Genomic DNA, 13,002 nt, shown 5'->3' on the forward strand with positions numbered 1-13,002 from the left:
TCGCTTGTTTCGATCAGATTGAAGGGTAGAGATGCTTCAGTTTGATGCGCGCGTTGGCGGTCGTGAAGTGCCAGCTTGCCTTGGCGTGATGAGTATTGCGGTCGGTCTCCCAGGCAGCGACTTCCTCGATGAGGATGTCTTTGTCGGGGATGCGGCGGTCGAGGCATTGGCAGGATAAGACGCCGAGTTCGGATTCGGCCAGATTGAGCCAACTGCCGTGCTTGGGCGTATAATGCCACTCGAAGCGTTCGACGAGGCGCCTGGCTTCGGCAGCCGGAAAGGCCTCGTAGAGGGACGCCTTGCTGTGGATGTTGAGATTATCCTGGACGAGCGTGATGGTTGCGGCGTTGGCGAAGTGGCAATCGGCGAGCTCCTTCAGCACATGGGCATAGTCGATTGCGGTATGCCGGTCGGTGACCTTGACATGGCGCCAGCCCTCGAGCGGGGCAAACAACATGAACAGATTGGCGGTGCCGTTGCGCTCATACTCGTAATCGAAACGGGCCGGGCGCCCCGCCTTCATCGGGATCGGCACTCTTGTTTCGGCGATCAGTTGCTTTGACGTCTCGTCCAAACAGATAAGCGGGCGGTCGGGATCATGCGGCCGCGTGTAGACCGCCAGCACATCCTCCATCGCCGCGACGAAGGCGCTGCTGGCTTTCGGTGGGATGACCCAGCACTCCCGGCGATGGGGCTTCAGTGCGTTTTTTTTAGCGTCCGCCAGATCGTTGAATCGCTGGCGCGCTCGACGATGCCGAGTTCCACCACCTTGTCCTCCAGAAGCCTGAGCGTCCAGCGCGCATAGCCCTTGGGCGGTTCCGAGCAGGCCAGCGCAATCAATTTGGCTTCCTTCTCGCCGTCGAAAATGGGCGGCACCGCCGGCGTTTCCCGCGGCTTGCGGCGCAACACCGCGTCGAACCCCTCTTCCACCAGTTGCTTGCGCACCCGGTAGACCATCGATGGGCTGGTCTCCAAGACCGCGATGATGCGGCTATCGCTCCACCCCGGGCCCCCTTCCGAGACATCGGCCTTCAACAGGATGCGCGCCTTCAAAACCTGTCGCGCCGGGGTCTTACCCTTCCGGACCAGCCCTTCCAGCTGCTCGCGTTCTGCGCCACTCAACCGCACCACATATCGCTTTACCGCAATCTCCTTGGCAGTCATGAGAGCCTCCATCGCGAATCATCGCGATCAAAGCGAACCAGCAAAACCTTTCAATTTGGTTGAAACGACCGACTAGCCGCAATTCAGCCCGTTGCGGTATGGTGAACGGGACCGGCGATCGGTCCGGCAGAGACTTTTCCGTCGCCTCGGCCCGGTATGAAATGTCGCGGCGTCGTCATGTGCCGCGGAGGCCGACCTCCTCGGCCCTGGATTGGCTGCGGCGGCGGTTCAGTGACCGCCGCCGCCACCGCCGGCCGAGGCGGGAGGTTTGCGCATCAGCACGGCGAAGATGGCGAGCGAGGCGAACAGCACCGTCAGCAGATAGAAGACATCGATGAAGGACATCACCGCCGCCTGGTGGTTGACCATGGCGTCGAGCCGAGCCAATGCCACGGCCTCGCCGTCGAGCCCGCGGGCGTTGAAGTTGCGCGCCATGTCGGCGAGCATCTCTTCGGCCTGCGGGTTGCCCCAGCGCACATGCTCGGCCAGCCGCGAGAAATGGAAGTCGCTGCGGTGGATGAGCACGGTGTTGATGACGGCCAACCCGACCGCGCCGCCGACATTGCGCGTGAGATTGAATAGGCCGGAGGCGTTCTTCAGCCGGTCGGGCGGCAAGGTACCCAGCGCCAGATTGTTGATCGGCACCATGCATAGCATCAGCGACATGCCGCGCAGGATCTGCGGGACCAGCAACTCGTGGAAATCCCAGTCCGCGGTGAGATAGGTCATGCGCCAGGTGCCGGCGGCGAAGCCGAGGAAGCCCACCATCATGATGGCGCGCAGGTCGAGGCGGGTCGACAGGAAGCCGGCCAGTGGCGCGGTCAGGAACATGGCGAGGCCGCTGACGAACAGCGCCTCGCCGATCATCAGGGAATCGTAGCCGCGAATGCGGCCGAGGAAGATCGGATAAAGATAGGTCAGCCCGTAGAGGCCGATGCCCAGCACGAAGGAGAACAACGAGCCCAGCGCGAAGTTGACGTCCTTGAAGGCGCGCAGGTCGACGATCGGTTCCTCCCGGGTGAAGACGCGGGCAAAGAAGACGATGGCGCCGACGACGAGGACGATGCTGAAGATGAAGACGCTCTCGTCCTGCAGCCAGTCGTTGCGCGGCCCTTCCTCCAGCACAAATTCGAGCGAGCCGAGGAAGGCGGCCATGCCGGCGAGCCCCCACCAGTCGAACTTCGCCAGCAGGCCGCGCTCGGGCTTGTCGAAGTCGATCAGCGTCCAGGCGGCGATGGTGACGAAGACACCGGGGACCACGTTGACGAGGAACAGCCAGTGCCAGGACATGGCATGGCTGATATAGCCGCCGACCGTCGGGCCGATGGTGGGGGCGAGCGTTGCTACCAGACCGATCATCGGCGAGACGACGGCGCGGCGCGACGGCGGGAAGATGGTGAAGGCGGCGGCGAAGACGCTGGGGATCATGCCGCCGCCGATGAAGCCCTGCAACGCGCGATAGACGATCATCTGCTCGAGGCTGGTGGCGGTGGCGCAGAGCGCGCTCGCCAGAGTGAAGCCGGCAGCCGACACAGCGAACAGGACACGGGTGGAGAGGAGCCGCGACAGGAAACCCGACAGCGGGATCATGACCACTTCGGCGATCAGATAGGAGGTCTGCACCCAGGAGATCTCGTCGGCGCTGGCGCCGAGGCCGGCCTGGATCTCGGCCAGCGATGCCGAGACGATCTGGATGTCGAGGATGGCCATGAACATGCCGAACACCATCGCCAGGAAGGCGACGATGCGGCGCGTGCTCGGCATGGCGTCGCGCTGCGGCGCGGCTGCCGGCAGGCTTACCGTGGCGGTTGTGCTGGCCATGACAGCATTCCTCGTGCCTTAGTGCAGGCTCGCCGTGGTCGAAGGCGGGGCCGTGCGGCTGTCGACATCGACAATGACCGACAGGCCGGCGCGCAGCTTGCCGGAATTCAGTGCCGCCTCGGAAACGTCGATACGGACCGGGAGGCGCTGCACGATCTTGGTGAAGTTGCCGGTGGCGTTGTTGGGCGGCAGCAGGGAGAAGACCGCACCCGAGGCTGGCGACAGGGAGGAGACGGTGCCTTCGAAGGCGGCATCGTCGATGGCATCGACCCGGAAGTGGACCTTCTCCCCCGGCACAAGCTGCGCGAGCTGCGTCTCCTTGAAGTTGGCGACGATGTAGAGCTTGTTCAGCGGCACGATGGCGGCGAGCTTCTGGCCGGGCGAGACGAGATCGCCCTGCTCGACCGAACGGTTGCCGACGACGCCGTCATAGGGCGCCCGAAGCACGGTGAAGGAGAGATCGCGCGCGGCCTTGTCGCGCGCGAGCCTCAGATTGGGGAGGACCGACTCCGCCTCCTGATACTGCGCCTCGAGCACGCCGATATTGGCCTTGGCGCTTTCGACCTGGGCGTCGGCGCCGGCGAGCGCGGCATTGGCCTGGTCGAGCGCGGTCCTGGCGTCGTCGAGCTGGGCCTGGGTCGATACATTGGTCTTGACAAGCTGCGCAGTGCGGTCGGCCGTGCGGGCGGCGTTGGTCGCCGCGGCCGCAGCTGCCGTCTTCTGGGCCTCCGCCTGGCCGAGGGCGGCGCGCCCGGCCCGGATCTGGGCGGTGATACGCTCCAGCGTCTTGTTCTGGACGTCGATCTGCGCTTCCGCCTGAGCCAGCGCGATGCGGTAGTCGCCGTCGTCGATGGTCACCAGCGGATCGCCTGTTTTGACGTGCTGGTTCTCCTCGGCGTCGAGGCGCGCGACATAGCCGGTGATCTTCGGCGCGACGAAGGCCATGTCGGCCTGCACATAGGCGTCGTCGGTCGAGATCATGAAACGGCCCTCGGTCCAGTATTCATGGCCGTACCAGCCGGCGGCGGCGAGAACGGCGATGCCGAGGATCGGCAGCAGGAGCGACTTGGCCGAGCGGCGCTTGCGTGCAGGCGCTTCCGGGGCGCGGGCAGGAACCGGCACGGGATGGGGGCGTTCCTGCTCGGCCTTCAGCGTCGTCACGGAGTGGATCGTCGGCAAGGGTTCGGACGCGGCGCGAGCGGACATGACATCTGTTCCCTGAAGGACGCTGATTCCTTGAAAGATGCTGGCCCGACGGCCGCGATGCGGCAGAAGCCAGTTGAACCGAACCGTTCGGTTCGAACTTGACGTAGCGCAAGAAAGCGGGCATATCAAGGCCAATCGAACCGAGCGGTTCGAAAAAAGTTCGAGGAAACGATGAGCACCGACACGATGGCGGTTCCACCCGCGGAGGGCGAGGTGCCGGCAGAAAACCGTCGCGGACGCAGGGCGGCGGGCCAGGATCCGGACAAACGCCGACAGATACTGGAAGGCGCACGGCGCGTCTTCATCAATCTCGGCTTCGACGCGGCGTCCATGAACGACATCACGCGTGAGGCGGGCGTGTCGAAAGGCACGATCTATGTCTATTTCGCCAACAAGGAAGAACTGTTCGAGGCCCTCATCGACGAGGAGCGGCAGTCGATTTTCGGCAATCTCTACGAAGCGCTGGAGAGCGGGGACGGCGACGTGCGGGAGACCCTCGTCCGCTACGGCATCGCGCTGGCGCGCAAGATCACCTCGCCCATGGTGCTGAGGGCGCAGCGCACCGTGATCAGCATCTGCGAGCGCATGCCGGAACTCGGCGTGCGCTTCTACGAGCGCGGCCCCAAGAAGGGTCATGAACGCCTGGTCGCCTATCTCACGCGGGCGGTGGAGGCGGGCAAGCTCGACATTCCCGACATCGACCTTGCCGCCTATCAGTTTGTCGACCTGTGCATGGCGCGCATATTCCGCCAATGCCTGTTCGGCTACCGGACCAAGACGCCGACCGAGGCCGAGATCACGCGGATCGTGACTGCCGGCGTCGATGTGTTCCTGAAGGCTTATGCGGCGGACAAGCGCGGATAGCGTGCGGCGACCTATGATGGGTGGGCGAAGGGACCCCTCATGGAAGCGTCGCGGCTGCCGTCATGTCACGGCATGGATCCTCGGGTCAGCCTCCGGCTTCGCTTCGCTCGCCTCCGCGCCCGAGGATGACGAAGTGGAGGCGGCGCTGCTACGCGCCGATGGGCGATGAACTGGATGATCGGCTGCAGCCTCCCGCGCAATAGGCATCCTCGGGCCTGAGCACGGGGCGCTACGGCGTGCGAGGATCCGTTGCCGTGAAATGACGGCCGGGACCCGACGGTGCAGGAAACGCGCACGGCTTGGCAGAGACGTCGCAGGCAAAGACGCCGTCGCCTATACAGCCGAACCGTCGCAGCCGCCGGGGTCGATTTCCACGCATTGGACCTTGTCGTGGTCGGAGACCGGCACTCTTCGCCCCTTGCGCTCGATCACGAGGCCGTTCTTCGGATCCTCCGAAATGCGCCAGCCATTCGCAAATCCGGCGGACAGGCTGGTAGCGTTGCCGCAGCCGAAGTCGAGGGTGGTCACTTCGCAGACACCCTTGAAGCAGATCTTCGCCCGCGGCGCCGGACGGCTCAGCGAACCGTCGACATAGTTGGCGCAGCCGGCGTGTGCCGGCGCGGCGCCGACACTCGTCAGCAATACGGCAAACAGGAATCGCATCTCAGATCATCCCCCTGGTGCGAAGATGGATCGTCGGCGGACGACGCGCAAGGACATCCGAAAAGGTCGGCTCGGGTGGCATGGGCCACGGGCGCGTGCTTCATGGACGCCGAATGCGAATGGCGCTACGATCGACCGCCTCCCGTTCAGGTCGGACTCTCCCGTTCAGGTCGGACTGGGGCGAGGCGGGAGGATGGACGATTATGGACAGGAAGAACGACCGCCTGACGATCCATCCTGCGGCGAAATGACGGGAGACGACGAATGGCCGACGAACCGAAGGAGCTCGCCGGCATGGTTCCGGCCGAGATCGTCAAGGTCTTCCGAGTCAGGAAAGGCAAGAAGTTCCGGCTCGCCGACATCGACCCGGCCGATACGCTGGGGCTCGACATAGAGAAGGACGACGCCAAGCAATTGCTCGCCCAGGGCGTCAAGCGGCTTCGCGACCTGCAAGAGAGGCTCTATGCGGAGGGCCGTTGGTCGGTGCTGATCGTCCTGCAGGCGATCGACGCGGCCGGCAAGGACAGTGCCATCGAGCATGTCATGTCGGGCATCAACCCGCAGGGTTGCGACGTGACCTCGTTCAAGGCGCCGAGCGCGACCGAACTGCGCCACGATTTCCTGTGGCGTGCGGCGATCAAGCTGCCTGAACGTGGGCGCATCGGCATCTTCAACCGATCCTACTATGAGGAAGTGCTGGTGGTTCGGGTGCATCCGGAAATCCTCGCCGGGCAGAACCTGCCGCCGGAACTGGTCACCGACCAGGTCTGGGAGGAGCGTTTCGCGAGCATCGCCGCCTTCGAGGAACATCTGGCGCGCAACGGCACGGTCATCCTCAAATTCTTCCTGCATGTATCGAAGGAGGAGCAGAAGCGGCGTTTCCTCGAACGGATCGACGAGCCGGACAAGCGCTGGAAGTTCTCCGCCGGGGACATCGTCGAGCGCGGCCATTGGGATGCCTATATGGCGGCCTATGAGGACATGATCCGCCACACCGCAACAAAGACGGCGCCCTGGCATGTGGTGCCGGCCGACAACAAGTGGTTCACGCGGCTGGTGATCGCAGCCACCATCGTGGATCGGCTGGAACGGCTCGATCCCAAGTTTCCGCCAGTCGACGACGAGGCGCTCAAGGAGATGGAAAAGACGCGCAAGGCGTTGATGGCGGAGAAGTCCTGAGACGGCCAGCCCTGGATTTCGATCGTTTGCGCCGCGCCCATCTGCCTGCCGGTGTCCAGCGGATGGGGGGTGACAGAATGAACCGGATACATGGGTTACAGTTCTCCCCCCGTTCGTGTGCGTCGCAGCGCCGGCTGGTCCGGGTTGCAAGGCGCTGCGACGGCGCAGTTTTCGATGTCGCATGTCGATGACGCCGATCGGGTGCCGGTGGAAGCGCATGGCCCATTCGCCGTCGCCGGTTTCCTCGGCAGCGACCGCGCGAAAGGGAGGCGTCGGATGGCTGGAGCAACGTCACGTGCTGCACGGGTGATCCGGGCGAACCCCGAGGCGCTTTATGAAGCCTTTGTCGACCCCGAAGCGCTGGCGGCCTGGCTGCCGCCTGCGGAGATGACGGGCAGGATCCATCAATTCGATGCGCGGATCGGCGGCGGCTATCGGATGTCGCTGTTCTATCCGACCGACGAGCATGACCGTCGCGGCAAGACAAGGGACAGGGAGGACATGGTCGAGGTGCGTTTCGTGTAGCTCTCGCCGCCGCGCCGTATCGTCGAGGCCGTCCGCTTCGTCAGCGACGATCCGGGCTTCGCCGGCGTCATGACGATGACCGCGACCTTTCAGCCGGTGAGGGGCGGGACAGAAGTTATGCTGTTGTTCGAGAACCGTCCACCGGGCCTGCGGCCCGAAGACAACGATGCCGGCGCGCGGCTCAGCCTCGAGCAGCTTGCACGCCGGTTCGAGGCGGGAACGGAACCGGCGACCGGTCAACGGTGACAAGGCGAGGGCGGCCGCTCCGCCCTCCGGATCAGAGCCGGTAGTCCGCAGGACCCGAGCGGAAGCCAGCGCGGGTCCCATGTTCCCGCGCTGGAGGTCAGCGCCGGTGAAAACCACCGCCGCCGAAGCCGCCTCCGCCGCGGAAACCCCCGCCACCATGGAAGCCTCCACCACCGAAACCGCCGCCACCGAAGTCGCCGCCACCCCGGAACTCCGGAGCGCGGACCATCGGCGGCCGGTTGGCGCTGCGGAACTCCATGGCGCGCTGGTTACCGACCTGGCGGCCTGCGCGGTCGAGCCCGAGATGATCGGGAGCTGCCTGCCGGGCTCGCCCCGAGGCCTGTTGTGCAGCCTGACCGCCACCGTTCCGGTTGATCCTGTCGGCGGCGTCGGGGTGCCTGGCTGCGAAATTCTCGCCGGACTGCTTCAGGTCGGCCGTCGACGGCTTCTGCACCGGCGACCAGCCGCCGTCGCCGTGTTTCTCCCATTGGCCGTTCTGATTGCGGTAGACATTGCCGTCGCGGCCGGCATAGACGTCGCCACCCCGGCCGCGCGCGACGAAACCCTGGTTGCCGGCCGAAGTGTTCCAGTGCGCTCCGGCGCCGCCGGCCGCCGTCGTGCCGCCGCCGGCACGCGCCCATTCCGAGCCGTGCTTGACGCCTGCCGAGCCCCAGGAGCCATAGACGCTCTGGCCGCCGCGTGCGAAGGCGGCGTTACCGGTGCGCGGATTGTAGGCGCTGATAAAGCCGCGTTCGCCGGCCGGACCGGCGACTGCGCCGCCCCGGATGTAAGTGCCCGTGCGCGGATTGTAGGCCGCGCCGCCCGCAATGCCGCGATAGGGGCCGTAGGCATAGCCGTAACGGCCGAAGGTGCCGCGTGCCGGATTGTAGAAGGCGCCCACACCGTAGGTCACCGGGCGGGGATAATAAGGCCAGTAGCCGCCCGCCCAGCCATAGTCCCAGTAGTCGTGATAGACCCACCCGGTGCCATACACCAAGGCGTCCCAGGCGAGATAGGCGCCGAGATAGCCGGCAGTGTAGCCGAACCAGACGGCATCGTCGCCGGTGTCGTAGATGCGGACATAGGTGGCGTTGTAGACCGGCGAGGACGGCGGGATCTTGTAGATCTCGTCCGGAACGGAGGTCGCGACGGCGAATGGCCCGGTCGGACTGTCGCCGACGAACCAGACGCCGTCCTTCAGCACGTAATATTTGCTGCCGACCTGGATCACCTCCTCATTGGTGTTGACCGCGTACTGCAGCGACGTGCCCGCGATCGGCTCGAATTTGGGATCGCCGCTATAGGCGACATCGACCTTCACGGAGCCGTCGGTGGAGACGCGCGCCATTTCGGGGATGCTCGCCTTCAGCCTGGCCTCGGCGCTCTCGGACGTTCCCGGGACGGAGGACCGCACCGTGTAATAGGATGCATCCTGCGGAATGTTCTGGAAATCCTGCGGCAGGTCAGGGGTGGCGAAGACCCAGGGACCGTCGAGCGAGGCGGAGGAGAACCAGCGGCCGGAGAGCAGGATGTACCATTTGGCGTCCGCTTTGCGGAAGAACACGTCGCTATGGCTGTTCGACGCCCATTCCAGCCCGGTGCCCGGCACCGGCTGCAGTGCCGGCTCGCCGTCGAAGGTGATGAGTTCCGACGGCTTGTCCGCGTAGATGACCTTTGGCGTCTTGCCTTCCTCAGGCGCCGCGGGCGGCATGGCAGCCCTGGCGTCCTTCCAGTTGTCGTCGTCGGGCAGTCTGGACAGCAGTTCCGGCAAGGTCGTGGCTGCCTGCCAGTCGCCGGCCAGGCTCTTCGACGTCAGCCACGCCTTGTCGTCGCGCAGATAGTAGCTGCCGTCGGCATCGACCTTGAACAGGTCCCAGTTGGTGTTGACGACGAAGGACAGGCCCTCGACACCTTTCACCGGAGCGACGACCTCCTTGCCGTCGGTCTGCAGCAGGATCGCCGGTACCTTGCTGACGAAGATGGGCGGCGGGTCGGATTTCAGGTCCGAGACATCGTCCAGACGCTTGTAATCGGCCAGGCTGGCGGCCAGCCGGTTCTCGGACACGGTGATGGCCCCGGTCGGCAAGACCTTGCCGACCTCGAGCGCGAGATCGCCGAGCTGGCCGCGGTCGAGTGCGGAGAAGTTGAGTTCGGTCGTCTTGATGTCACTGATCACGACGTCGCCGGATTCCTTGTCCGCGACGGTGCGCCCGGTCAGCCCGATGACGCCGAAGACCGGCCTGGCGTCCTTGTCCTGCTTGTATTCGGCAGCAACCAGGGCGTTTACCTCGGCGAAGTTCGGCCAATCAGTGACCTGCGGCTGATAGAGCACGATCTCTGCGCCCTTGTCGGTGGCGTAGGTTCGAGGCCAACCCGGGTTCGTGGTGTCGGCCTGCTGCGCGACCAGATACCTGCCGGCGACGAAGCCCTGGTTTCCCTCCCAGGAGACGACGCACCAGGCGCCTCCGCTGTCGCAGTCGCCGAGTTCGACCTGCGTCTCGTCGGGAATGGTGCCGAGGCTTCTGTAGTTCGTGCCGGGGCCTTCACGGAGGTTCACATTCGCGGTCGTGACGGCGGGGTCCGCCAGAGCGGAGCTTGCCGCGAGTGCGGCTGATATCGTCAAGATAACCAGTCTGGTCATGTCTGCGGCCTCTTCCGTGTCCTGGGCGGCTACACAATGCGGTCAGCCGACGCGGACAAACTAGCCCATCAGAAATGACAGGCAAGCGTCTGCTTCTCTGCTTCGGAGCACGGACCGGAAAACCTGGTCTGTCTGATATGCTGTTGTTTGGATATGGTAAATCGGACACGTGCAAACGTGACAGTCATTCCTTCCAAAGTGAGAGCGGTCTTCTTACGGGCCATCGTGCCGACGTCGATGACGAGACAGCCGCCAGACCGGAGGGACGCGGCCGAACCGTTCAGTGCCGCCGTTGGAGCTTCATCAGCCAGTCGCGGGCAAGGGCCGCATCGTCGGCGCCGAATTCGTGGCCGGCCGGTACGACGCGGTCCTCCACCTCGGCGCCGTGCCGGCGCAGCAGTTCCACCAGAGTGGATGCGAAAGGCGCGTAGGTGACGTCGGCAGTGCCCGATATGGCCAGGATGCGCGCCGCCGACAGGTCGGTGCCGGGCACGTGGTCCAACACCGGCATCGCGCGCAGGAGCACGGCACGGGTGATCACGTCAGGGTTGAGCAGCATCACGCTGGTCACGAGATTGGCGCCGTTCGAATAGCCGAGGAAGACGGCTCGGGAGAGGTCGAACCGCAAGGCTCCCGCCGCACTCCTGGCGAAACCGGCGAAGGCGGCCGCCTCGGCGCGGATGCTCTCCTGGACGAATCGCGTCGGCGTGACGCGCGCGAACCAGCGCGGACCGCCGTCCTGCACGACGCGGCCGCGAACGGCGAGCAGCAGGGCGTCCGGCGCGATCTCCCTGGCCAGGGGTACCAGGCTCGTTTCGTCGGCACCGGAACCATGCAGCAGCACGAGCGTCAGTCCGGCCGGGCCTGCCGGTCGATGGATGCGGCAATGAAAGGAAAGCGCGCTGCCCGGGTCTTCGCCGCCTGCAGCAGGAGAGATACCGCTCATCGCCCAGCCCCGAGATCCGGCATTGCTTCCGTTCCTTCGCCGGCTTCAAAACGCAATGTTTTCAACGCCCTCCAAAATTGATCGGACGGGGCGCATTTCAAGCCCCTTTTCGCCACCGAGATGCGTTTTCCATGCGCAACCGAAGCGGCGCGTGTCGCGCCGTGCTGCCGACCGATGAGGCTCAAAGACTGATGACTGAAAAAAACCGAACGGAACGCGACACGCGGATCGATGTCCTTCGAGCCCTCGCCCTCCTGACCATCTTCGTCAATCACGTGCCGGGGACCGTCTTCGAACATGTGACCTACCGGAATTTCGGTTTTTCGGATGCGGCCGAGGCCTTTGTGCTGATCTCGGGCATCTCGATCGTGCTGGCCTATGGCGGGAAGTTCAAGCCCGGCAGCCGGCTCGTCACGACACTGCGCATGTGGCGCCGTGCCGGCGTACTCTACGCCTCGCACATCCTCACCACGATGACGGCATTGGCCATCTTCGCCGTCGCGGCGGTGCATGCCGGTCGCCCCGAGCTGCTGGTCGAGATCAATATCGGTCCGGTGATAAGCGACACCGCGCGGGCGCTGGTCGGCATCGTCACGCTCGGTCACCAGATCGGCTACAACAACATCCTGTCGCTCTACGCGGCCCTGATCGTGATGTCCCCCGTCTTCCTGCTCGCGGCGCGCGCAAGCCCCGCGCTTGCGCTCGGCCTGTCGGGCGGGCTGTGGCTGGTGGCGGGGATATGGCAAATCGCGCCTCCGAACTATCCGGAGGCTGGATTCTGGTTCCTCAACCCGCTTTCCTGGCAGTTCCTCTTCATGATCGGGATCGTGGGCCGGATGCATGTGGCGCAAGGCGGCCGTATCTCCGCCGACCGCAGGCTGGTCTGGCTGGCTGCCGCCTATGTGGTGATTTCGTTGGCCTGGGTGCACAGCCCGCTGTGGGGGCGCGACGCCTGGCTCGGGCTGCCGGCGGTCCTGACGGGATTCGACAAGACGTTCCTGTCGTTGCCGCGGCTCCTGCACATTCTGGCGGTCGCCTATCTCCTGGCGACAGCGGCTCCGAACCTGTTGCGCACCCGGATCGACCATCCGCTCGCGATCCTCGGCAAGCGGTCGCTGCCGGTGTTCATTGCCGGCACCATGGTCGCGATGGTTGCGCAGGTCGTGAAGCAACTCGCTCCGGCAAGTCTGGCCCTCGACACGCTGCTGATCGCGTCGGGGATCGGCATCCAGTTCGCTTTGGCCTATTATCTCGAATGGCTTGCGGGACTGGGCAAGCGGACCGCACACGGCGAGACGCGGCGCGAAGCGGCCATGCCTGCCCTGCGTGCCGCGCCGTCCCTGTTGAACGGTCATTCACCTCGGACGTCCTCCGTGACGCGCACCCAGTTGCCGGAACGCATCCTGTCGATGTCGCTCGCGGAATAGCCGCAGGCCATCGGCGATGTTCCTGATTGGGCCGTTCGGTCCGCAGGACTTGTCCCACTCTCCCGGGCTCGGGCCTTGCCCCCGGGTGATGTCGCTGGCGGTGCCCTGTCGAGCGACGGCCGGACCGCCGGGTTCGCTGCATGCGGCTCGACGAGATCGGTTCGCTCAGGCAAGTTGGGTGCGCCGGGCGGGAATCACAGCGGCTACAACGCGTCGCATGAAGAAGGATTCACGTGACGTGCTGCAGGTTTTGGGCTTGACCAATGTCTTTGACCCGAAACCGCTGCACGCTTTCGGGAGACATGCCTTGGAGCAGGAGT

General features: G+C 65.1%; 9 protein-coding genes and 1 pseudogene. 4 read left to right on the forward strand and 6 right to left on the reverse strand.

Going from position 1 to position 13,002, the window contains the following annotated elements; all coding sequences use genetic code 11:
- Window positions 1-13: 13 nt before the first annotated feature.
- The 3 genes from JN302_RS15070 to JN302_RS15080 form a co-directional block, all read right to left on the reverse strand.
- A protein-coding gene (locus JN302_RS15070) for an IS630 family transposase (protein ID WP_202329677.1) occupies window positions 14-1,164 on the reverse strand; the annotation gives its coding sequence in 2 pieces (ribosomal slippage) (window positions 14-714 and window positions 714-1,164; 1,152 coding nt in all).
- Between the two features lie 228 nt (window positions 1,165-1,392).
- Window positions 1,393-2,928, reverse strand: coding sequence for a DHA2 family efflux MFS transporter permease subunit (locus tag JN302_RS15075; protein WP_244846665.1), 1,536 nt, complete (start codon window positions 2,926-2,928; stop codon window positions 1,393-1,395).
- Between the two features lie 75 nt (window positions 2,929-3,003).
- Entirely contained in the window at window positions 3,004-4,191 is a 1,188-nt protein-coding gene (locus JN302_RS15080; RefSeq protein WP_202333424.1) for an HlyD family secretion protein, read from the reverse strand.
- Window positions 4,192-4,362: 171 nt separating this feature from the next.
- On the opposite strand from JN302_RS15080, the gene JN302_RS15085 reads away from it, so the two are divergent.
- On the forward strand, window positions 4,363-5,055 hold the full coding sequence (locus JN302_RS15085; RefSeq protein ID WP_202313160.1) for a TetR/AcrR family transcriptional regulator: 693 nt from the start codon (window positions 4,363-4,365) through the stop codon (window positions 5,053-5,055).
- Window positions 5,056-5,388: 333 nt separating this feature from the next.
- Here the strand turns inward: JN302_RS15085 and JN302_RS15090 are convergent, their stop codons facing one another.
- Complete coding sequence (locus JN302_RS15090) at window positions 5,389-5,718, reverse strand: hypothetical protein (protein WP_202333425.1); 330 nt, start codon at window positions 5,716-5,718, stop codon at window positions 5,389-5,391.
- Between the two features lie 264 nt (window positions 5,719-5,982).
- Between JN302_RS15090 and JN302_RS15095 the strand changes: the two genes are divergently transcribed.
- Window positions 5,983-6,897, forward strand: a complete 915-nt coding sequence (locus JN302_RS15095; RefSeq protein ID WP_244846368.1) for a polyphosphate kinase 2 family protein — start codon at window positions 5,983-5,985, stop codon at window positions 6,895-6,897.
- A gap of 276 nt (window positions 6,898-7,173) precedes the next feature.
- Window positions 7,174-7,668: pseudogene (locus tag JN302_RS15100) on the forward strand (SRPBCC domain-containing protein).
- A 97-nt stretch (window positions 7,669-7,765) separates the two neighbouring features.
- On the opposite strand, the gene JN302_RS15105 reads toward JN302_RS15100, so the two are convergent.
- Both JN302_RS15105 and JN302_RS15110 read right to left on the reverse strand, forming a co-directional pair.
- Window positions 7,766-10,309, reverse strand: coding sequence for an SH3 domain-containing protein (locus JN302_RS15105; protein WP_202333426.1), 2,544 nt, complete (start codon window positions 10,307-10,309; stop codon window positions 7,766-7,768).
- Between the two features lie 280 nt (window positions 10,310-10,589).
- Complete coding sequence (locus JN302_RS15110; protein WP_202333427.1) at window positions 10,590-11,255, reverse strand: alpha/beta hydrolase; 666 nt, start codon at window positions 11,253-11,255, stop codon at window positions 10,590-10,592.
- A gap of 191 nt (window positions 11,256-11,446) precedes the next feature.
- On the opposite strand from JN302_RS15110, the gene JN302_RS15115 reads away from it, so the two are divergent.
- Complete coding sequence (locus JN302_RS15115; protein WP_202333428.1) at window positions 11,447-12,682, forward strand: OpgC family protein; 1,236 nt, start codon at window positions 11,447-11,449, stop codon at window positions 12,680-12,682.
- Window positions 12,683-13,002: the final 320 nt, after the last annotated feature.

The organism is Mesorhizobium sp. L-8-3 (assembly GCF_016756615.1).
GTDB lineage: Bacteria > Pseudomonadota > Alphaproteobacteria > Rhizobiales > Rhizobiaceae.

What these genes read in the sequence shown, in the direction of transcription:
- JN302_RS15075 (WP_244846665.1), bottom strand. Translation starts at nt 2,928, where the DNA reads ATGCCGAGCACGCGCCGCATCGTCGCCTTCCTGGCGATGGTGTTCGGC.
- JN302_RS15080 (WP_202333424.1), bottom strand. Translation starts at nt 4,191, where the DNA reads ATGTCCGCTCGCGCCGCGTCCGAACCCTTGCCGACGATCCACTCCGTG.
- JN302_RS15085 (WP_202313160.1), top strand. Translation starts at nt 4,363, where the DNA reads ATGAGCACCGACACGATGGCGGTTCCACCCGCGGAGGGCGAGGTGCCG.
- JN302_RS15090 (WP_202333425.1), bottom strand. Translation starts at nt 5,718, where the DNA reads ATGCGATTCCTGTTTGCCGTATTGCTGACGAGTGTCGGCGCCGCGCCG.
- JN302_RS15095 (WP_244846368.1), top strand. Translation starts at nt 5,983, where the DNA reads ATGGCCGACGAACCGAAGGAGCTCGCCGGCATGGTTCCGGCCGAGATC.
- JN302_RS15105 (WP_202333426.1), bottom strand. Translation starts at nt 10,309, where the DNA reads ATGACCAGACTGGTTATCTTGACGATATCAGCCGCACTCGCGGCAAGC.
- JN302_RS15110 (WP_202333427.1), bottom strand. Translation starts at nt 11,255, where the DNA reads ATGAGCGGTATCTCTCCTGCTGCAGGCGGCGAAGACCCGGGCAGCGCG.
- JN302_RS15115 (WP_202333428.1), top strand. Translation starts at nt 11,447, where the DNA reads ATGACTGAAAAAAACCGAACGGAACGCGACACGCGGATCGATGTCCTT.